Origin of the sequence: Gilliamella apis (assembly GCF_002142155.1) — a bacterium.
Classification (GTDB): Bacteria; Pseudomonadota; Gammaproteobacteria; order Enterobacterales; family Orbaceae; genus Gilliamella; species Gilliamella apis.
Window position 1 is genome coordinate 86,041 of the sequence record NZ_NASD01000005.1, and the last position, 21,825, is coordinate 107,865.

Genomic DNA, 21,825 nt, shown 5'->3' on the forward strand with positions numbered 1-21,825 from the left:
TAATGTTCTGGTTAAAAAAAATTTTTTTTATCATTATCGTCTTTTTATCATTAGTAAACTGCATTAGTTGTGTATCGAATAACTCTTATTCAGCAGTTGACAGTTATGGTTGGATGGAAACAGAAAAGGATCTAACTAATAATTGGTTATTATCTGAATCAAATCGTTCAATGAAAATTCTTGAAAAACTCGATTTGTTCTCATTGATTGAAAAACGATTCAGTGAATTAACAGATTATGGAACTGAACCAATAATTCATAATATTAGACTAAAGGGTGAGAATACTTTTTACTTGAAACGAACAAATAAGCATCCTTATAACCGTTTGTTTGTTAAAGATCGATTCGGCAAAGAAAGATTATTAGTCGACCCACCAGTTGGTTATATATATAATTTGTACCCTTCAAATGATGGTAAGTATGTTGCTTATGCTATTTCTGAAAATGATTCTGAAATTTCATCAATCAAAGTGATTAATGTAAAAACTAGAGCACATCTAGCCGATAGCTTATTCGGCATAACTTTCTCAAATTTAGTATGGGCGAATGATAATTTATCTTTTTTCTATCATCGTAATAATTTTGCTGATTCCGGTAATCGAAAGTCAGGAACGGAGGAACTTTATCTTCATCGTTTAGGCTCCAATAGTGACAAGGATTTGGCTATTTTTGGTAAAGCTAATATTGAGAATTATCAAGCTAATATTGACCAATATACCTACTTATCGCTATCAGCCAATTGGGCAGTTGTCTCAGTAGAATCTTCGATATCCGGTGATACCATAGATTTGTATTTAACCGACTCTAACTCTCTTAATCTGGAAAACAAACATTGGAAAAAAATCATCGATAGAAAACAAAAAGTAACCAATTTTTTGCTGCGAGATAATTGGCTTTATTTGGCTAAATATAACAATTTTTCAGGTTATACTCTTTCGCGATTAGATCTTAATCATATCCATTATCAAGAAGAAAAAATAATTGAATGGAAAAAAGGCGAATTGACTCGGTTTTCAGTCAGTAAAGATGCTATTTATCTTACTTATTATGACTCTGGAAAGTATAAATTTGTGACTATTCCTTTTGCTGATTTGCATAACATCAAATCGATTCCTGTTAGTGATGGTAACGAGGTAACGGCTATTTTTTCTAGTTCAGATCATAAAGAGATTTTATTTACCCAACAAAATTGGAATATACCACCAAAAATATGGCAATATGACCCTGATAGTCAGTTAATAGAAGATTCTAAAATAATAAAGACTGATGCATCACTATTTGCAGATTATGAATCAGAGCAAAAAGGGGTTAAATCCAATGATGGCGAACTTATTCCTCTTACACTTATTCATCGAAAAGGAGTTAAACTTGATGGAAGTAATCCAACTTGGTTATTTGCTTATGGAGCCTATGGTCAAAGTGAATATCCTTACTATTATGATACTACTCGTTTAATTTGGCTTGAAAAAGGGGGTATTATTGCTATCGCTCATGTTCGAGGAGGTGGTGAGTTAGGACCTAAATGGCATTATGATGGAAAGGGTAAAAATAAAATTAATTCCGTCAATGATTTTATCAAATGTGCAAAATACCTTATTGATCATCGTTACACCAATTCATCCAAGTTAGTTATTAGTGGTGTAAGTGCTGGTGGTATTGTAATTGGTTCAGCATTAGCAAGACATCCAGAGCTTTTTGCCGCCGCATCAATTACCTCAGGTATGTTGAATATGAGCCGCTTAGATCAAATACCAATTGGTAGTGTGAATTTTGCGGAATTTGGTTCGCCTTTCAATAAACAGGAATTTAAAAACCTGCAAACTATCGATGCTTATCTTAATCTACGTGAAGGTATTAACTACCCACCGGTGATGCTTTCAGTTGGATTACAAGATGCGCGCGTATATCCTTGGCAGAATGCCAAATTTGCAGCTCGACTCGGTGAGATAAATAGTTCTCAAAATGAAAATGTCTTTATTATAGCTAACCAAGAAGATGGCCATTTTATTAATAATTTTGTCAATATGGTGGTGTTTTTTATGTGGAAAACGAATATTAGCGACTAGTTTATGATGTGCAGTCTTTATGTCACCTTCAGTTTTGTCGATAAAATTATATATAACACCACGTTATTATCTGCTTGACTAGAAAAATAATTCTAATCTGACTTGTTTTATGGTGATTTTTTGCTTTAATAGTAAATGAATATTTCTTTATATAACATCTACTTTTGGAAATAAAATATGAAAAATGTTGGTTTTGTCGGTTGGCGAGGAATGGTGGGCTCTGTTCTTATGCAACGTATGGTTGAAGAACATGATTTTGATTATATCAATCCTGTTTTCTTTTCTACTTCTCAAGCTGGTCAAGCAGCTCCTTCGTTTGGTGGAAAAACAGGAATATTACAAAGCGCCAATGATATTGATGCTTTAAAAGCATTAGATATTATTGTTACCTGCCAAGGAGGTGATTATACCTCTGAAATTTATGCAAAATTGCGAGCAACCGGTTGGCAAGGCTATTGGATTGATGCTGCGTCAACTTTACGTATGGAAGATGATGCAATTATTGTTCTTGATCCAGTGAACAAAGCTAACATTCAATCAGCTTTAGATAGAGGCATTAAAACTTTTGTTGGTGGTAACTGTACAGTAAGTTTAATGTTGATGTCACTTGGTGGATTATTTGCCGAAAACTTAATCGATTGGGTTTCGGTTTCAACTTATCAAGCGGCTTCTGGTGGTGGTGCACGTCATATGCGTGAATTACTTACTCAAATGGGAATGTTAAACGCAGAAGTTGCTAAAGAACTACAAGATCCTAACTCTTCTATTTTAGATATTGAACGGAAAGTGACGCAAAAAATGCGTGATGGTAGTTTACCAACTGATAATTTTGGCGTGCCTTTAGCGGGTAGTTTAATCCCTTGGATTGATAAAGCTCTTGATAACGGTCAAAGTCGTGAAGAGTGGAAAGGCCAAGCGGAAACCAATAAAATTCTAGGAACGAGTCAGATTATCCCTGTTGATGGACTTTGTGTACGAGTTGGGGCATTACGTTGCCATAGTCAATCATTCACAATTAAATTGAAGAAAGATATCAGCATTCCTGAGATTGAAAAACTACTTGCTGCTCATAATGATTGGGTTAAAGTTGTACCAAATGATCGTGAACTTTCTATGCGAGAACTGACTCCAGCTGCGGTTACAGGTACCTTAAGTACACCAGTTGGACGTTTACGTAAATTGAATATGGGTAAAGAGTATCTATCAGCCTTTACTGTTGGCGATCAGTTATTATGGGGTGCTGCTGAACCATTACGAAGAATGCTACGCATCTTAGCTTAATGATGAATAACAAAAGCCCTATTTATGGGCTTTTATTTTTATTGTAAAGCAATTTATTAGATCGTTTCTAACAAGGTCATTAACAGCGAACCGTTAAATAATGCTTGTTGTACTAAGGCAAATGCACCAATTGCTGAACGGTCATTAAGTGTTGAACAATTGATAGTTAGATTGTTTCTTAACTCTTCTAAACTTTGAGCATTTAACGCACTAGTTACTGCATTTAATAATACATCGGGTGATTTTGTTAATTCGCCAGCTAATACAATCCGTTGTGGGTTAAAAATATTCACCATTATCGCGACAGCTCTACCCAGATTTTCACCGGCATCTTTAACTAACTTAAGTGCTAACTCATCTCCTTGATTGGCATATTTGCAAATATTGCTGATATTCATGTTATCTAAACTTAATTTAGTCGGATAACCTTGCTCTATCATCTGTTTTGCTCGTGCCTCGATGGCCTTATGAACTACACGATTTTCTAAACAGCCAAAATTTCCACAATGGCAACGTTCACCTAATGCATCAATTTGGATGTGTCCAACTTCACAAGCTGTTTGGTTATGGTTAGTAAGTAATTGTTGATTAATAATTACTCCTGAACCAACACCACGATGTACACGAATTAAAATTGAATCATCAACATCTTGAGTTGAACCGAAATAGCTCTCAGCTAATGCCAAACTTTGAATATCATTACCAATAAAAATCGAAACATTAAACTGATCACGTAATACATCCGCTAAAGGCCATGCCTTAACTTGAATATGTGGCGTATAACGAATAATTCCGCGAACTGAGTCAATTAAGCCCGGTAGTACTACTGAGATGGCAACAAGGTGTTTAACTTTTTTATTATTTTTTTCGATGAACTGTTTAATTAGTGCAATTAAATATTCTTGTGCTAACTGTTCCGTAAAAGTAGTCAATGGATAAACTTCAGATATTAAGCAATTGGCTCCTAGATCATAAAGTTCAATTGTGACATGTGAACGACTCAACTGAATAGCAATTGTCTGGTAATAGCTAAATTTTGCTTGTATTGAAACCGCAGGTCTGCCCCCTGTTGATTGTTGGGCATCAACTTCTTTGATCATATTTTTTTTAAGAAGTTGGCGAGTTATTTTGGTGATACTAGCGGGTGCTAATTGACTAATTTCGGCGAGTTGAATACGTGAAATGGGCGCTTGCTGAACAATCAAACGATAAATCATTGCATAATTTAATTGCTTGATTAGTTCAGCATTGCCGACTAGATGTAGATAATTAAAGGTCATATTTTATCTCAATATTTTCATTAACTATCCGACATTCTAACGGCTCATCTCTCCATTAACAATAGTTTTCACATTTGAAAAGTCACGATTAAAAATAACTAAGTTGGCAATTTTGCTTTCACTAATTGTACCTAGTTGTTTATCTACGCCAATCGCTTTGGCTGGGTAGAGTGTTGCCATTCTTAATGCTTCATCTAAAGCAATACCAACGTACTCCACTGCATTTTTTACTGCTTCAATCATGGTTAATGCTGATCCACCTAATGTGCCATTTTCATCAACACAACGGCCATCTTTATAATAGATAGTTTTATCAGCAAATACCCCTGAAGTTAAATTAGAACCAGCTAATAACATCGCATCAGTAATCAAAATTAAATGATCTTGTTTAATTTTGTGGCTATTACGGATATTCGCCCAACTTACATGCTGGCCATCAGCAATGATACCGACATACACTTCTGGTTCATCATAAATTGCGCCAACAACACCCGGTTCGCGACCAGTAATATAAGGCATAGCATTAAATAGATGTGTACCTAGACGGATACCAGCATTGAAACCACGACGGCAATCTTCATAGTGGCCGTTAGAATGTCCAACTGAAACGTGAATTCCGGCATCGCATAATTGTTTAATATGTTTAGCATCAACTTTTTCTGGGGCTAGAGTAATAATTTTAATTACATCGGCGTTTGCACAAAGAAAGTCGAGCATCTCCTGTGAAGGTTGACGAATGTAATTTACATTATGAATACCTTTCTTCTCAGGATTAATATAAGGTCCTTCAAGATGTAAACCTAATGCTTGGTTAGGGTGCTTAGCTAAATATTCACGCATCACGTTTACTGCTTTGATCATAAATTCGTCAGTTGAGGTGATTAAGGTTGGTAAATAGCTAGTACAACCATACATAAGGTTAGTTGCTTGCATAGCTTCTAAGGTTTCAATACTTAGTGCATCAAGTGTTTCATTAAATTGCACACCACCACAGCCATTGACTTGGATATCAATCAAGCCTGGTGCAACATTTGCACCTTGTAAATCTTTAATGGTGATGTCGGCTGGTAATTGTTCTTGTTTACAAATTTTTGCAATTTTATCACCGTCAATAATAACAGCGTGATTATCAAGAATTTCATAACCAGTGTAAATACGGCAATTGGTTAATGCGTACATTGAGTTATCCTTTATAAAATGGTTACTTGAAGATTATCTGCTTCCATTTGTTTAAAATATTTTAGTGTTTTTACTTTAAGATCATCAGTGCTTGTCTCATCACAAACAATAATTGATTTTGGATGCATTTGTAATGCGGAAACAGTCCATAAATGGTTAACACTTCCTTCTACCGCTGCTTGCAATGCTAAACTTTTGTTGTGTCCACAAACTAATAAAATTACCTCTTCGGCATCCATTAATGTTGCAACACCAATGGTTAATGCATGTTTTGGCACTTGTTTGATATCATTATCAAAAAAGCGTGAATTAGCAATAATTGTATCTTCAGTTAAGGTTTTGATACGAGTTCGTGAACAAAGTGAAGAACCTGGCTCATTAAATGCTATATGACCATCTTGGCCCACGCCACCAAGGAAAATATTGATTTTGCCATAGGATTTGATTTTTTCTTCATATTCTTGGCATTCTTGTTCTATATCAGCTGCATTACCATTTAATATATGGATGTTGTTTTTATCAATATCAATATGGTTGAAGAAATTTTCATACATAAAAGTGTGATAACTTTGTGGATGATCTTCAGGAATACCGACATACTCGTCCATATTAAATGTCACGACATGTTTAAAACTTACTTTACCCGCTTGGTACTGTTTAATTAGTTGTTGATACATTACTAATGGTGAACTTCCCGTTGGTAAACCTAGTAAAAAAGGACGATCTGCAGTTGGATTAAATTGATTAATTTTGTTTACGATGCGCTGAGCAACCCACGCGCCAACTTCTTGCGCATTTTTTAAAGGAATAAGTCTCATAAAATATAATCTCTTCTGATATAATTGAATAAATCTTTTTTTTTAAAGTAAAAAATGTTGTAGTTATTTTACTATATTAAACTAATTAAGCAAAAAAAAAGCGTGATATAAATCACAAAAAGCAAACATTTAATTTGCGAAGTAAAATAATATAATGTCAAATATATTTGACTTACTTCTTTTACTTAACGATGTGAGATTTTATTATTTTTAAGTAACTCCCTAATGATAATATGAGGCAAAACTATGGGAATTTTAGCTTATTTACAACGAATTGGGCGCTCTTTAATGGTGCCCGTGGCAGTATTACCTGCTGCAGCAATACTTTTAGGTATTGGTTATTGGATTGATTCAGATGGTTGGGGTGCCAACAATATTGCTGCGGCATTTTTGATTAAATCCGGCAGTGCTATTATCGATAATATGCCAATTCTTTTCGCAATCGGTGTTGCGTATGGTATGTCTAAAGATAAAGATGGCGCAGCAGCATTATCTGGATTGGTAGGCTTTTTAATCATTACTACACTATTATCACCAAATACTATTGCCCTATTTGAAGGTGTTGATACCAGTGTAAAAGGTTGGGAGGCACAGATATCCCCCTCTTTTTTCAAGATAAATAACCAATTTATCGGTATTTTAGTTGGGATTATGTCTGCTGAACTATATAACCGCTTTAGTTCTGTTGAACTACATAAAACATTAGCTTTTTTCAGTGGTAAGCGTTTGGTCCCAATCATTGTATCTATTGTGATGTTACTTGTTTCTGTAGTGCTATATTTTATTTGGCCTATGGTCTTTAGCGCATTAGTATCTTTTGGTGAATGGATTAAGAATTTAGGTTCAGTAGGTGCAGGTATTTATGGCTTCTTTAACCGTTTATTAATTCCTGTTGGCCTACACCATGCTTTAAACTCAGTATTTTGGTTTGACGTTGCTGGTGTTAATGATATTCCTAACTTCTTAGGCGGACAAGGTTCTATTGAATCTGGTAAAGCGATTGCAGGTATAACTGGTCGTTATCAAGCAGGTTTCTTCCCTATTATGATGTTTGGTTTACCTGGCGCTGCACTGGCAATTTATCATACTGCTAAAAAAGGTAATAAAGATAAAACAGCTTCAATCATGTTAGCGGCATCTTTTGCGGCCTTCTTTACTGGTATTACTGAACCATTAGAGTTTGCGTTTATGTTTGTTGCGCCTGTGTTATATGTAATCCATGCTGTTTTAACGGGGATCTCTCTATTTATTGCTGCAACAATGCAATGGATATCTGGATTTGCATTCAGTGCAGGTCTAATCGATATGTTGTTACAATCTCGTAACCCATTAGCTGTACATTGGTATATGTTAATTCTACAAGGTATCGTATTCTTCTTTGTTTACTATATCGTATTCCGCTTTGTAATTGTGAAATTCAATCTTAAAACGCCGGGTCGTGAAGATGATGTTGCTAATGCAACTGAAATTACTGAAGAAACATCATCACAAGAAAATGCACCAGTTGGTGGTGATTTATCTAAACTTGCTGAACAATATTTAGTAGTTATTGGTGGTAAAGAAAACTTAACTAATATTGATTCATGTATTACTCGTTTACGTTTGAATGTTCATGATACCGATCTAATTGATGAACAAGCAGCTAAAGCACTAGGTGCAATGGCAGTTATAAAATTAGGTAAAACAGGCGTACAAATCGTAGTTGGTCAACAAGCTGAAAAGATTGCAGATCAAATGAAAAAACTTGTTTAATCGAAATTTTATCTAACAAATTTTAGTAAAATTATCCCTGTGACTTAATCAGTAATGATAAAAGTCATGGGGATTTTTATATAGTTTTAAAAATAATTGATCTATTTTTGGTGACTAAAATATCGATAAGATTATATAAAAATATTGAGGAAACGGGTTTTTTTAGCAAGATTTAGAAGCGTAAAACTGCATCTTGATTGGCTAATAGTTGAGTTAACTGATTCTTATCAATTAGTTGGTTTGCAATATTGAGGGGAGTCTGGCTTAATTTACGTTCATCTAATGATGCTTTACAGACATAAACATCTTCAATGTCATAAAGTTCCAACATATTAAAAGTGGCAATATAATCACGCATTAATATCAACTCTGGATGTTGATTAGCTAATAGATGAAATACACCATCGCCGATAAAAAAGACCGATATATGATTGAATGTTGAAAGGGCTAAAGCGGTATCTAATGCTTCTCGACCTTTGGCAGTGCTATGTGGTGCTGAGCTAATAATGATTGCTACTTTTTTCATGTTATCTGCCTATATTTAAAATTGTAGAACTCGATCTGAACTTGCTACTGCTTCACTCAACTCGCCAAGACCGGTTAGTTCAAAATGTTCGGCAAGATTATTTTCACTGATACCACGTCTTTGCGCGGCTGCTACGCAAACAGTCAGTTTTAACGAATACTGTTTTGCTAAGCGTTGCCAAGCTTTGACTAGATCAAATTCATCATTGGCTGGATCACTATAACAATTAGCATTATAAACGCCGTCAGCATAGAAAAATATGTTAGTAATTGAATGGTTACTATTTGCAAGCAGTGTTTGAGCAAATTGATAGGCACAATAAGCAGATTGGGTCCCATAAGCGGGACCCATAATAACCAATGTATAACTTAATGGTTTCATCAAATTAGTTAGCTGCTGGTTGATTTTGCTCTTGCGTTTGTTCTGGCTCAGTTGATGATGCTGGATTATTTTCCTTATCATCATCAATACCAAGTAATTCAACTTCAAAAACTAGCGTTGATGCTGGTGTAATACTTGCTTTGTCACCTTGACTCGGGAAGCTTTGGTCACCATATCCTAATTCAGGAGGCACAACTAATTTAATTTTACCACCAACACCAACTAATTGGATCCCTTCTGTCCAACCTTTAATTACTCCATTAAGTGGGAAAGTTGCAGGTTCGTTACGATCATAAGAACTATCAAATGTACGGCCATCTGTTAATGTACCAACATAATGAACAATAACGGTATCTTCTGCTGACGGATGACGACCGGTTCCTTCATTAAGAATTTTATACATTAAACCAGATTTAGTTTTAATTACACCTTCTTGCTTAGCAAAATCCTCGCGATATTTTTCACCAGCAGCAGTATTTTCCGTTTTTTGTTTTTCAAAACGAGCTTGGCTTTCTTCTTGAATTCGTTTACCAAATGCATCTAATACATTTTTAACTTCATCTTGGCTAAGTTGTGAGGCACCACGCATGGTTTCATTAAAGCCACTGATTAGGTATTCTTGATCGGCAGTTACTTCATTTTGTTCTAAATTTGATTTCATATAGTTAGCAAATGAAGAACCTAATGCGTAAGCTTCTTTTTGCGCATCAGTTGAAATTGTCAATTTATCCGCTGAGTTTTGCGCAGTCGTTGCTTCAGTTTTACTTTCTGTCGTATTGGTATTAGCATTTTCAGTGCTATTTGCCGGTGCAGTGGTTGTTGCTGCTGGTGCTTTGTTTTCTTCAGTGGTTTTTTTGTCATCACAGCCAGCCAATGCTAATACGATAGCACTACTTACTAATGTCATTTTTATAAATGATTTCATTCTACTCTCCAAGTTAAATATCTTTTTAGCTAAATATTGAACATATTATATATGATCTAATATAGTATAAAATAGTATTTACATATCATTTAGATAATTTATTGCATTTATTTGATTTTTTAGTCATTACGAATTTTAAAATTTGTGGCTTAAATCACTCCTTGAGTGAAAGTGGTATCCTCAGTTATAATACAAATAATTTATAGCAAATAATGTATAAGGATAGCTATTTTGACTACCGAACTTAATACCCTTGATATTGAAGAAATTATTAGTTTACTTCCACACCGTTATCCGTTTTTGATGGTTGATCGTGTACTTAGTTATGAGAAAGGTAAAACATTAAAAGCCATTAAAAATGTAACTGTAAATGAACCATTCTTCCAAGGTCACTTCCCGAATAAACCTATTTTCCCAGGCGTTTTAATTTTAGAAGCGATGGCGCAAGCAACTGGAATTTTAGCCTTTAAAAGTATTGAAGAATTGTCACCAGGTCAACTTTATTATTTTGCTTCAATTGATAAAGCTCGCTTTAAGCGACCAGTGGTACCAGGTGATCAAATTATGCTTGATGTTGAATATATTAAAGAGCGTCGAGGCATTGCATTGTTCCATGGTGTTGCAACTGTCGATGGCAAATTAGTTTGCGAAGCTGAAATGATGTGTGCTCGTAAATAATAATGATTTTTGAAATATCCCAAAAGTATTAAGGAATTGCTATGGCAACGGAAATACACCCAAGTTCAGTAATAGAAAAGGGGGCAAAGATTGGTGATAATGTCAAAATCGGGCCTTTTTGTTATATTGGTGAAAATGTTGAAATAGGTGATGGTACCTTTTTAAAATCACATGTTGTCGTTAATGGACACACCAAAATTGGTCAAAATAATCAAATTTATCAATTTGCTTCAATTGGTGAAGTTAACCAAGATCTGAAATATCGTGGTGAACCAACTCGCACCGAAATTGGTGATCGCAATATGATTCGTGAAAGTGTGACGATTCATCGTGGCACTGTTCAAGGTGGTGAGTTAACCCGTATTGGTAGTGATAATTTATTGATGATTAATGCCCATGTTGCGCATGATTGTATCATTGGTGATCGTTGTATTTTGGCTAATAATGCCACGCTTGGTGGTCATGTTCAGTTAGATGATCATGTGATTATTGGCGGCATGACCGCAGTGCACCAATTTTGTGTAATCGGTTCTCACGTTATGGTTGGCGGTTGTTCTGGCGTTGCTCAAGATGTACCTCCTTATGTTATTGCTCAAGGAAATCACGCAACACCACATGGCGTCAATTATGAAGGCTTGAAACGTCGTGGCTTCAGTAAAGAAGCACTACAAGCCATCCGTAACACGTACAAAATTCTATATCGAAATGGATTAACGCTTGACGATGCAAAAGTTGAAATTGCAATGCTAGCTAAACAGTATCCAGAAGTACAGCTGTTTAACGACTTTTTTGCTCGTTCAACCCGAGGCATTATCCGTTAATGACAGATAAGCAGTTAACTATTGCTCTGGTCGCTGGTGAAACATCTGGCGATATTCTTGGTGCCGGTTTAATTCGCACTCTTAAAAAACACCATCCTAATATTAAATTTGTCGGTATTGCTGGTCCACTAATGCAAGCTGAAGGTTGCCAAGCTTGGTATGAAATGGATGAGCTATCAGTGATGGGGATTGTTGAGGTATTAGGTCGGCTACGGCGTATTTTAGCTATTCGTCGTGATATTACTAAACGTTTGATTGATCTCAAACCCGATGTTTTTATTGGTATTGATGCGCCGGATTTTAATCTCTCGTTAGAAGGTAAACTTAAGCAAGCTGGGATTAAAACGATTCATTATGTCAGTCCTTCTGTTTGGGCTTGGAAGCAAAAGCGGGTATTTAAGATTAAACGCAATACAAATTTAATTTTAGCTTTTCTGCCTTTCGAGAAAGCCTTTTATGATAAATTTGATGTACCTTGTCGATTTATTGGTCATAAAATGGCCGATGATATTCCCCTCGAACCCGATCAAACAGCTATGCGTCAACAGTTAGGTATTCCTGTTGATTGCCAATGCTTAGCCTTATTGCCTGGCAGTCGCCATGCCGAAGTGACATTATTATCTGAGCCTTTTTTAAAAGCAGCGCAATTGTTACGTGATAAATTCCCTGATTTACATATTGTAGTTCCATTAGTGAATAGCAAAAGAAGAGCAGAATTTGAACAAATAAAGGCAGAGATTGCACCAGAGCTTAAGCTGCAATTATTAGATGGTCATGCTCGGGAAGCGATGATTGCCAGTAATGCTGCAATTTTAGCTTCAGGGACGGTGGCACTTGAGTGTATGCTGGCTAAATGCCCAATGGTTGTTGGCTATAAAATGAAAGCTTTCACCTTTTGGTTGGCAAAAAAACTTATCAAAACCCCTTATGTTTCTCTACCTAATATTCTAGCGGGTAAAGAAATCGTCCCTGAATTATTACAGCACGACTGTACACCAGAAAATATCGCTAATCATGTTTTACCTTTTTTAGAAAGTGACAACACCGAACTAAAAGCAACATTTTTAGCTTTACATAAACAAATTCGCTGTAATGCTGATGAACAAGCTGCCCAGGCGGTATTAGATGTATTAGAGGATTCCCCTTGTTATTAGAGTTTACTTACCCTGATGCGACATTAATTGCCGGTGTTGATGAAGTTGGTCGCGGACCACTTTGTGGCGATGTCGTAACTGCTGCGGTGATTTTAGATCCGAATAAACCGATTGAGGGATTAACTGATTCTAAAAAATTATCAGAAAAAAAACGTGAAGCACTCTTTGATATTATTAAACAAAATGCATTAGCATGGTGTGTCGCTAGAGCATCGGTTGATGAAATTGATGAACTCAATATCCTACATGCTACCATGCTGGCAATGCAACGAGCCGTGTCTGGCTTAAACATTAAACCAAATTATGTGTTAGTTGACGGTAATCGGTGCCCTAATTTTGGTATTCGAACCCAAGCAGTGGTTAAAGGTGATCTGTTAGTGGCTGAAATTAGTGCTGCATCGATCTTAGCCAAAGTGACCCGTGATCGTGAAATGGTTGAGCTTGATAAGTTATACCCTCAATATGGTTTAGCTAAACATAAAGGCTATCCAACCAAAGATCATTTAAACGCCATTGAACAACATGGCGTGAATCATCTATATCGTAAAAGCTTTGCACCAATAAAAAGATTATTACTAATTTAATCCCGCTTATCAACAGTGATAAGTAGTGGTGAATTAAATATCGCAACCGGTGATATCACCGTTTCTTGATATGGAATGTTATTACCATAACGTTCTTTTAGTTTTTGTTTAACCGCTGGCGATGATAAATTAAAATCTTTAATTGTTTGTAATTGACCAATTTTTAATTTAAGCGCTCGATTATAAATTTTCCACACTAATTCTGAACAATAAATATATTTGTCATCCCAACCAAACCAAATATCGTAAGGTTTGTTTTCAAATTTATGGGCAACTTGTTTTAAACTGGTAATTTCTTGCTGAGATAAAGGATGATTTTTTAACCGTTTAATCACATATGTTTTATTTTTACCACGATTTATCCATTTATCTAACGGGGTATAAATAACTTTACTTGCTGCTTCAAAAACATAAGGTTTGCCATTTTTAATAAAAATGATTCCTACATGACTATAAGGTGAATTTGTTGCTTGCTCAATGGCTTTACTTTGATTTGATTGAGAAGATTGGAAAATGACATCGCCATCATGTGGCTGATAATTTGCTATAGCTGTGTAACTAGCGAAAAGTAAACTAAAAATGAAAATAAAACGCATCATCTATTATCTAAAAATTGTAATTATGATAATAGTATAAGCGAAAACAGCTACTTAACAAAATTTTTCAGTAGCTGTTAAATATTTTTTAGCAATTAATCACGATTACTAAAAATCGAAGTTGATTTGGTTTTATACATAAATTTGCTAGCACTGGCGAAACGAATAGTTTTGAAAATACCAAGTAAGCTTGCTTGATGCATACGATAGAGTAGTTTGTGGATCATTAAAGCGAAAAATCCTTTCACTCCCATTTCACTATTACCAATTAATTTGACTACACCTTCAGCAGTATCATGTAATGAAATCACAGTACCTTTATCAGTGTATTTAAATGTTTTTAATGATTGGTTGTTTAATAATCTAACAATATTTTCATAGCAAATTTTTGCCATTTGATGAGCTGCTTGAGCGGTAGGTGGTGAAGCATGACCATTGTCTTTCATTGCGTATGCACAATCACCAATAACAAAAATATTGTCATCACGAGATGTTTGTAATGTTGGTTTTACCACTAATTGATTTGATCGGCTTGATTCTAGACCAGCGATCTCTTTTAAATAATCAGGAGCTTTAACGCCGGCAGTCCAGATCATCATATCGGCTTTAATGGTTTCGCCTTCTTTCGGATAAAATCCATCGCTTTCCGCTTTAGTAATCATAGTATTGGTTAATACATGAATCCCTTGTTTTTTAAGTGTTTTAGTAATACTAGCTGCGGTTTTTTCTGGTAAAGCCGGTAAAATACGATCGGTTGCTTCAATGACTGAAACATCTAACAGATCGGAACACATTTTATTACGACCGCAAGCACCAAATGTTTCCACCATATGAGGTAGTTCAGAAGCTAATTCAACACCAGTCGCGCCACCGCCAACGATAGCGATATGGATTTTATCTTCTTTTTTGGTTTGCTCGTCATCAATGATCGAACAAAAACCAGTAAATTTATTAATTAAAGTTTCACGTAAGCGAATAGCGGCATTTTGGTCATCTAAGAAAATACAATGTTCTTTCACACCAGGAGTACCAAAGTCATTAGATGTGCTACCAATAGCGATAACCAAAATATCATAATCAACAAGAACAGTTTCATCGTTATGATTGATAATGCTAATTTGCTTTTGGTTGCGATCAAGGTTGGTGAAGGTACCTTGAGTAAATTCGAAATTATGCTGTTGTCCTTGCGATGCATAATAAATATTATCAACTTGCTCATCAAGTACACCAGTTGCTACTTCATGTAATAGTGGTTTCCATAAATGATAACTGTTTTTATCAATTAAGGTAATTTGAGCTTTATCAGTTTTGCCTAATTTATCGCCTAGGTCGGTAGCAAGCTCTAAACCGCCAGCACCACCGCCAATAATAATTATTTTTTGCATATTTTAAGCCTTATTATTTCAATTAAAAAATATCATACTAAATAAGTAGGTTTTTATCTATTTCTTTTGACCGATAACATTTATAAATAAAATCTATTAAAATGATGGTTTACAATTATTGAAATTTATTTAAGGCTAAAATAGAATAATCTGTAATATAGTTGTAAATAATTCCTTCTAATTGTTATTTGAGCATAAAATATAGCTTTGATTGTTTAAATTCAGCACGATATCCCATGATATAATATTTGTAATTGAAGTATGCTAATTCTTTATTACATACAATTATCCTAATTATTTAGGTCTTATCTGATACTTATTAATCTAAAAAATATATGAATAAAAAAATTTTTATTGTAATTGCATTGATTGTTATTTTAATTTCAATGACGATTTTAATTCGTGCTCATAGTAGCCAGCTAATTTTGCAAGGTGAAGTGGATGCACCTAATGTTAGCATTTCCTCAAAAGCAAAGGGGCGAGTGCAGACTATTCATGTCAATCGAGGTGATGATGTTAAGCAAAATGATATCTTAATTACACTCGATAGTCCTGAATTGTTAGCGCAAGTTAAAGCCGCTGAAGCAGCCAGAGAGCAAGCGCAAGCACAAGTGCAACTTTCTCAAAATGGTACTCGTGAAGAGAGTATTCGTTATTATGAAGCATTACTTGAACAAGCTAAAGTTGCTTATGATAACGCCTCTAAAGAATACAATCGTAACAAAGCGATTTCGGCCAAAGGTTTTGTCTCTCAATCAATATTAGATAGTACGCTAAAAACTCGCGATGCGGCTTACCAACAAGTATTGTCAGCTCAAGCTAATTTAGATCAAGCCAAAAATGGCGATCGGGTTGAACAACGTGAAATCTATAATGCTAAATTAAAAGAGGCTGAAGAGCAGCTTAAACAACTACAGATCCAATATGATGATTTGCAAGTTAAAGCGCCAGTAGATGGGGAAGTAGGTTCAATTCCAGCTGAAGTTGGCGAGCTATTTAATCCTAATAGTCCACTATTAACGGTTATTCGCTTACCGCAAGCTTATTTTGTGTTTAATCTGCGTGAAAATATTATGCCTAATATTCACAAAGGTGATCATGTTAAGCTGGAAGTTCCTGCGCTTGGTAATAAAGAAATTGAAGCTGAAATTCGTTTTATTGCGCCAATGGGAGATTATGCTACTAAACGGGCAACCCGAGCGACTGGTGATTTTGATTTAAAAACGTTTGAAATTAGACTTTATCCAACTAAACCTGTAGAAGGCTTACGTGCAGGTATGAGTACATTATGGAAAATCAACGACTAATTTTAGACTTCTGGCATCGCTTTAAAGACGCATTTAACGATGAAATCCCAGATATATTTAAGCGCTTTACTTTCCACTGGTTAATGTGGATTTTACCGCTGATTATCTTTGTGATCATCAGTAGTATCTTTTACCGAGGTGTGTTATTTGATCTGCCAGTAGGCTATGTCGATCAAGATAAAAGTATTTTATCTCGTGAAATTGTTCGCGATCTTAATGCTGGTGCGCATGCAAATTTATTCAATTATGATAATCAGCTTGAGAGCGCAGAACGCGATTTAGAAAAAGCAAAAATCTACGCTATTTTGTATATTCCACCTAATTTTGAAGCTGATGTGTTAGCAGGTCGTCAACCAACGCCGATGCTCTATTATAATGCTTTATACTATAGTGCCGGCCTCTATTCTATAATGGATTATTCAGGTTTGATTGCCTCATTAAATACTCAATATCGTACCACTATGGCGACGAGTATTGGTTTGCCAGTACCAAAACTTGCACAAGTTAATTTCAATTATGATGGGCTATTTAATGCCAGTGGTAACTCAATGTACTTTCAGCAGTTTTCTGCAGTGGTACATCTATTACAATTATTTGTTGTAACGACAACTATTTATATTTTATCAAAATTACCTAAACGAACTCGACCTAATTATCCGTTTGTTTTGGGTAAATTAGCACCTTATACCATTTGGTATACTATGTTATTAATGTTTGAAATTGCAATGCTGGTGTTATTTTCTGATGCTCGAGTATCCGGTTCTCCATTCGCCATGATGTTCGTAGTGTTTTTTTATGTGATTGCAGCACAAAGTATCGGTATTTTACTTTATACGTTTACTAAAAATGTATTAGATGCCTATACCTATATTGGGGTATTAGTTGGATTGGCATTAACTTATTCGGGGGTAGTTGTGCCAGAACTGTCAATGCCGTGGATAGCGAGATTTATTTCGTCACTTGAACCTTTAACCTATGCGCTTAATAAATTATTCGATCTATTTTTACGGCATTCTAGTTATCTATCCGTATTGAAAACCTGCGCTATTTTAATGATCTATCCAATAATTATTACAGTATTAGTAAGAAAACGTTTAGTCAAACGTTTACATTCACAGTAAGAGGCAATGTTGGCATGCTTAAGCTATTTCTATCTTCAGCAGTAAAAATGTTTTTTTATATGCTAATGCGACCAATGTGGCTGTTGCTGTTAGTGTCTGTTTCGTTAATGAGTTTAGTATATGTGAATGGTACCATCACCAATTTGCCGGTTGCGATTGTTGATCAAGATCATACTACCACCAGTCGAAGTCTGATTCGTTCTTTAAATACCAGTTCCAAAATTGATGTGCTTACTTATGAAAATTCATTGCAAGCCTACGATGATATTAACAGCCGTAAGTTATTTGCGGTGTTCACCATTCCACGGGATTTTGAAAAGCGACTATTGAATGGTGAAGATGTGACAATCCCTGCTTATGGCGATGCATCTAGCCGTTTAGCAAATGGTTTGATACAGGTGGATATTAGAGGAATATATCAACAAATATTGACCGAATATAATACGCGGGTGATGCGGAATAGTGGTTTTTCTGATCCTCAGATTAATATCATCTTATCACCAATTAAAGGGCAAACAATGCCGCTTTATAATGCTGGTATCAGTTTTGCGGCGATAACTTTCCCTGGTTTGTTAGTTATGTTATTGCAACATACCTTTTTAATAGCTTCAACACGAACTAATCTAACTTTGCATTCACTACCACAAGGCAAACCGCCAAAAATTGTCATATTTGGTAGTTTGTGTGGCCTTATTCCGATATGGTTATTTTTATCTTTAGTCCTGTTTGGATTATGGCCATGGGTGCTTGGTTATCGGCAATTAGCTAGTATACCAGCGATTTTGGTGATGACATTTCCGCTATTATTAGGCGTATTAGGTTTAAGTAAATTACTGACTGAATGTTTACATCGAACCGAGATGATTTATTTAACTTTAGCTTTTTTGACAACACCGGTATTTTATCTATCCGGTACCATATGGCCACTTGATGCTATGCCGTTATGGGTACAAACGGTATCACGGATGTTACCATCAACCTGGGCAACCAATATGATTGCTGGCGTAAATCAGATGGGATTAGGTTTGTCAGATAATTTATTTAATATCTTTATGATTCTATTTCTTGGTGCAATTTATGGTTCGTTAGGCTTTTTTATTGCTGCATTACGAGAGGGTAAAATCAGAGGATACATCAGAAAAATAAAGAAATTTATGCATTCCAATAATCAAAAAATTGATAATAAACCATCAATTAGTTAATGCTAATGGATGAATATACTATCAATTACTGATATGATGAATGATTGATTTTTTCGCAAAAAAACAGTTATATGGCCAATAAATGTTATCCATGGATTATTAGTTTACGTCCGAAAACATTAGCTTTATCGTTTTCTGCTATTTTGTTGGGCAATGCGCTTGCCTATTGGCAACACTCTTTTGATCTAATAATTATGTTGTTAGCAATGATTACTGCAGCGCTGTTACAAATTTTATCCAATTTAGCCAACGATTATGGTGATGCGGTTAAAGGTGGCGATAAACACAATTTAATCGGCCATCAACGTGGTTTACAGCTAGGTCTAATCACTCTTAATCAGTTAAAAATAGCTATTTGGATCACCATTATATTGTGTGTTTGCTCAGGATTGACTCTACTTTGGTTAGCCTGTAATAACGGTTATCAATTATTAATTTTTATCTTATTAGGTTTATCTTCAATCATCGCAGCAATTACTTATACTGTCGGTAAAAAACCTTATGGCTATATTGGCTTAGGTGATCTATCGGTGTTAATCTTCTTTGGCTTAGTTGGTGTGATGGGCAGTTATTATTTACAGACTAAAACTTTATCAGCATCAATCGTTTTTCCTGCAATAGCTAGTGGTTTGTTGGCTGTGGGAGTGCTAAATATTAATAATTTGCGTGATTATGAAAGTGATAAACAACATCATAAACGGACTTTGATTGTGCTGATTGGCAAAACTTATGGTTGTTGTTATCAGTTAGTTTTGTTAATTGTATCATTATCTTTTTTTGGTTTATTTGCTTATCAACAGTTACACACTTATTGCAGTGGTATCTTTTTATTAACACTGCCGTTGTATCTCAAACATATGTACATGGTGTTTAAATTTAATACGAATAAAGACGCTGTGCCACTATTAGTACAAATGGTCAAACTTGCTTTATTGACTAATTTACTTTATTGTTTAGGTATTATTTTGAGCTAGCTCACGTTTATTCCAAATTTATATCGTTTTACTTCATGTTAGCGTTATACTAGAACCGAATAGATATTATACAGTATAAGGAGACTCGACCATGGAATTTGATACATCAATTCTTTGCGATTACTATCCAGAAGATGTGAACGTTGTCGAACCGATATTTAGTAACTTTGGTGGTGTGGCTTCATTTTCTGGCCAAGCTGTCACCGTGAAATGTTTTGAAGATAACGGCATTTTGTACGAAGTGTTACAATCCAATGGTGCAGGGAAAGTATTGGTTATTGATGGCGGTGGTTCGGTGCGTCGAGCATTGATAGATGCCGAATTAATTGATATTGCCCTACAAAACCAATGGGAAGGTATCATTGTTTATGGAGCGGTGCGCCAAGTTGATTATATCGCCGATGCTGAAATTGGAGTGCAAGCACTAGCGGCAATTCCTGTCGGCTCTGATGATCAAGGTGTTGGTGAAATAGATATTCGCGTTAACTTTGGTGGCGTGACGTTCTTCTCTGGCGACTTTATCTATGCTGATAATACTGGCATTATCTTATCTGAAATTGCACTTGAAGTAGACGATAAATAACTTGGTTATTCTTTTTAGTTATTCTTTTTAAGGAACCGCAGTATCTTTACAGCGGTTTTTTATGTTGAAAAACCCCGTTCCTCAATTTTTTCTGATAATTTTATATCGTGCGGTTACGAATATAGCCTCCGGTGACGGTGATAATTAAGCCAGCTATTTCCATATCTAATAATTTAATGGTTAACTCAGGAATGGGTAAACCAACTAGCGTAGCGATTGTATCAACAGCAATAGGCTGATGATGAATAACAGCAAAAATTTCTGGATATAAAACGGTATTACACTCTTTGTTTTCATGATTATTCTGTCGATTAAGAGATGATAAAAAGCCACTATAATGTTCTAAAATATCGGTTGGTTTGGTAACCAGATAAGCGCCTTGTTGGATTAAATAATGGCTTCCATGGCTATTTGGATTATCAATATCACCCGGCAAAGCAAAAACATCACGATTTTGTTCAAGCGCATAACGAGCAGTAATAAGTGATCCACTTTTTTCCGATGCCTCAACCACAAATGTCCCTAAACTTAATCCACTAATAATACGATTGCGGCGCGGAAAGTATTCGGATCTGGCTTTTTCAAATGGATAAAATTCTGAAATGATAGCCCCATTTTGTGACAAAATATCATTGGCTAATCTAACATTTGAACGAGGTGTGATTTGTGCTAAACCGCTACCCAAAACGGCAATAGTATTTCCTGATACATCGAGTGCACCACGATGACAGATCGCATCTAAACCCAGTGCCAGTCCGCTAGTTACCGTCAAGCCATTAATGGCTAATTCACTAGCAAAATATCTTCCCCATTGTGCACCATACTCACTAAATTCACGACTACCTACCATCGCAATTTGTGGTGAATGTAATAGTTGTTTATTGCCCATAACAAATAGCAATAACGGTGGTGAACTGATTTGTTTAAGTAATGTTGGATAATCTGAATCACAATAAGCAATCAAATGTTTAGCCGGGTTAGTAGTAGCTAACCAATCAAGGATGGGTTCAAAATGAAGATAGGAAATCGCAAAAAAATGACTTTGAAGTGTTTTACAAATGCCTATCTTTTCCAATAATAATGGAACATTATTTATTTTATTAGGTAGACCGGAGCTAAAATATAGCCCTATTTTCTCAAAATATCCCATTCTTTTATGGCCAAGCATTGAAATTCGCAATAAAAATTCATATTTACTCATTACAGCCCTTT

General features: G+C 35.3%; 21 protein-coding genes. 12 read left to right on the forward strand and 9 right to left on the reverse strand.

Annotated features, from left to right (window positions below; genetic code table 11):
• The first annotated feature begins 2 nt into the window (after positions 1-2).
• Positions 3-2,066 carry a prolyl oligopeptidase family serine peptidase gene (locus B6C84_RS03855; protein ID WP_086353962.1) on the forward strand — a complete coding sequence of 688 codons (2,064 nt, stop codon included), beginning with the start codon at positions 3-5 and terminating at the stop codon, positions 2,064-2,066.
• A gap of 177 nt (positions 2,067-2,243) precedes the next feature.
• Positions 2,244-3,347 (forward strand): aspartate-semialdehyde dehydrogenase, encoded by a 1,104-nt coding sequence (gene asd / locus B6C84_RS03860; RefSeq protein ID WP_065613655.1) that lies wholly within the window; start codon positions 2,244-2,246, stop codon positions 3,345-3,347.
• A 56-nt stretch (positions 3,348-3,403) separates the two neighbouring features.
• On the opposite strand, the gene B6C84_RS03865 is transcribed toward asd, so the two are convergent.
• The 3 genes from B6C84_RS03865 to nagB are packed head-to-tail and all read right to left on the reverse strand — an operon-like array spanning position 3,404 to position 6,624.
• The gene (locus B6C84_RS03865) at positions 3,404-4,627 is read right to left on the reverse strand and encodes an ROK family protein (protein WP_086353963.1); all 1,224 of its coding nucleotides are present in this window, start codon (positions 4,625-4,627) and stop codon (positions 3,404-3,406) included.
• Positions 4,628-4,663: 36 nt separating this feature from the next.
• Positions 4,664-5,806, reverse strand: a complete 1,143-nt coding sequence (gene nagA / locus B6C84_RS03870) for an N-acetylglucosamine-6-phosphate deacetylase (protein ID WP_086353964.1) — start codon at positions 5,804-5,806, stop codon at positions 4,664-4,666.
• 11 nt (positions 5,807-5,817) lie between these two features.
• Positions 5,818-6,624 carry a glucosamine-6-phosphate deaminase gene (nagB, locus tag B6C84_RS03875; protein ID WP_065579093.1) on the reverse strand — a complete coding sequence of 269 codons (807 nt, stop codon included), beginning with the start codon at positions 6,622-6,624 and terminating at the stop codon, positions 5,818-5,820.
• A gap of 246 nt (positions 6,625-6,870) precedes the next feature.
• Here nagB and nagE point away from each other — a divergent pair, with 246 nt between their 5' ends.
• Entirely contained in the window at positions 6,871-8,376 is a 1,506-nt protein-coding gene (gene nagE, locus B6C84_RS03880) for an N-acetylglucosamine-specific PTS transporter subunit IIBC (protein WP_086353965.1), read from the forward strand.
• A 172-nt stretch (positions 8,377-8,548) separates the two neighbouring features.
• Here the strand turns inward: nagE and tusC are convergent, their stop codons facing one another.
• From tusC to fkpA, 3 genes are read right to left on the reverse strand one after another with little or no spacing between them, the layout of a single operon-like run.
• Entirely contained in the window at positions 8,549-8,902 is a 354-nt protein-coding gene (tusC, locus tag B6C84_RS03885; protein ID WP_086353966.1) for a sulfurtransferase complex subunit TusC, read from the reverse strand.
• A gap of 15 nt (positions 8,903-8,917) precedes the next feature.
• Entirely contained in the window at positions 8,918-9,283 is a 366-nt protein-coding gene (tusD, locus tag B6C84_RS03890) for a sulfurtransferase complex subunit TusD (protein WP_086353967.1), read from the reverse strand.
• Positions 9,284-9,287: 4 nt separating this feature from the next.
• A complete protein-coding gene (gene fkpA, locus B6C84_RS03895) occupies positions 9,288-10,208 on the reverse strand; it encodes an FKBP-type peptidyl-prolyl cis-trans isomerase (protein WP_086353968.1) in 921 nt (306 codons plus the stop codon).
• A gap of 231 nt (positions 10,209-10,439) precedes the next feature.
• Here fkpA and fabZ point away from each other — a divergent pair, with 231 nt between their 5' ends.
• Genes fabZ through rnhB form a run of 4 tightly spaced genes read left to right on the forward strand, consistent with a single transcriptional unit; the run spans position 10,440 to position 13,445 of the window.
• Positions 10,440-10,886 carry a 3-hydroxyacyl-ACP dehydratase FabZ gene (gene fabZ, locus B6C84_RS03900; RefSeq protein ID WP_034903732.1) on the forward strand — a complete coding sequence of 149 codons (447 nt, stop codon included), beginning with the start codon at positions 10,440-10,442 and terminating at the stop codon, positions 10,884-10,886.
• Positions 10,887-10,927: 41 nt separating this feature from the next.
• The gene (lpxA, locus tag B6C84_RS03905) at positions 10,928-11,707 is read left to right on the forward strand and encodes an acyl-ACP--UDP-N-acetylglucosamine O-acyltransferase (protein WP_034903735.1); all 780 of its coding nucleotides are present in this window, start codon (positions 10,928-10,930) and stop codon (positions 11,705-11,707) included.
• Complete coding sequence (gene lpxB, locus B6C84_RS03910; RefSeq protein WP_086353969.1) at positions 11,707-12,861, forward strand: lipid-A-disaccharide synthase; 1,155 nt, start codon at positions 11,707-11,709, stop codon at positions 12,859-12,861. Before lpxA ends, lpxB begins: the two co-directional genes overlap by 1 nt.
• The gene (gene rnhB / locus B6C84_RS03915) at positions 12,852-13,445 is read left to right on the forward strand and encodes a ribonuclease HII (RefSeq protein WP_065613672.1); all 594 of its coding nucleotides are present in this window, start codon (positions 12,852-12,854) and stop codon (positions 13,443-13,445) included. The genes lpxB and rnhB overlap by 10 nt, the downstream gene beginning before the upstream one ends.
• Here rnhB and B6C84_RS03920 read toward each other — a convergent pair.
• Positions 13,442-14,041 (reverse strand): YiiX family permuted papain-like enzyme, encoded by a 600-nt coding sequence (locus B6C84_RS03920; RefSeq protein WP_370545647.1) that lies wholly within the window; start codon positions 14,039-14,041, stop codon positions 13,442-13,444. The genes rnhB and B6C84_RS03920 overlap by 4 nt on opposite strands.
• Positions 14,042-14,136: 95 nt before the next feature.
• Positions 14,137-15,426: an NAD(P)/FAD-dependent oxidoreductase gene (locus B6C84_RS03925; protein ID WP_086353970.1), complete on the reverse strand. Its 1,290-nt coding sequence runs from the start codon at positions 15,424-15,426 to the stop codon at positions 14,137-14,139.
• 335 nt (positions 15,427-15,761) lie between these two features.
• Here B6C84_RS03925 and B6C84_RS03930 point away from each other — a divergent pair, with 335 nt between their 5' ends.
• The 5 genes from B6C84_RS03930 to rraA all read left to right on the forward strand — a co-directional run bounded on the left by B6C84_RS03930 (position 15,762) and on the right by rraA (position 20,613).
• Complete coding sequence (locus B6C84_RS03930; protein ID WP_086353971.1) at positions 15,762-16,733, forward strand: HlyD family secretion protein; 972 nt, start codon at positions 15,762-15,764, stop codon at positions 16,731-16,733.
• Positions 16,715-17,854 carry an ABC transporter permease gene (locus tag B6C84_RS03935; RefSeq protein WP_086353972.1) on the forward strand — a complete coding sequence of 380 codons (1,140 nt, stop codon included), beginning with the start codon at positions 16,715-16,717 and terminating at the stop codon, positions 17,852-17,854. The genes B6C84_RS03930 and B6C84_RS03935 overlap by 19 nt, the downstream gene beginning before the upstream one ends.
• 14 nt (positions 17,855-17,868) lie before the next feature.
• Positions 17,869-19,056 carry an ABC transporter permease gene (locus tag B6C84_RS03940; protein WP_086353973.1) on the forward strand — a complete coding sequence of 396 codons (1,188 nt, stop codon included), beginning with the start codon at positions 17,869-17,871 and terminating at the stop codon, positions 19,054-19,056.
• A gap of 71 nt (positions 19,057-19,127) precedes the next feature.
• Positions 19,128-20,030, forward strand: coding sequence for a 1,4-dihydroxy-2-naphthoate polyprenyltransferase (locus tag B6C84_RS03945; protein ID WP_086353974.1), 903 nt, complete (start codon positions 19,128-19,130; stop codon positions 20,028-20,030).
• A 91-nt stretch (positions 20,031-20,121) separates the two neighbouring features.
• Complete coding sequence (gene rraA, locus B6C84_RS03950) at positions 20,122-20,613, forward strand: ribonuclease E activity regulator RraA (RefSeq protein ID WP_065579104.1); 492 nt, start codon at positions 20,122-20,124, stop codon at positions 20,611-20,613.
• 100 nt (positions 20,614-20,713) lie between these two features.
• On the opposite strand, the gene dprA is transcribed toward rraA, so the two are convergent.
• Positions 20,714-21,814: a DNA-processing protein DprA gene (dprA, locus tag B6C84_RS03955; RefSeq protein ID WP_165755139.1), complete on the reverse strand. Its 1,101-nt coding sequence runs from the start codon at positions 21,812-21,814 to the stop codon at positions 20,714-20,716.
• Positions 21,815-21,825 lie beyond the last annotated feature (11 nt).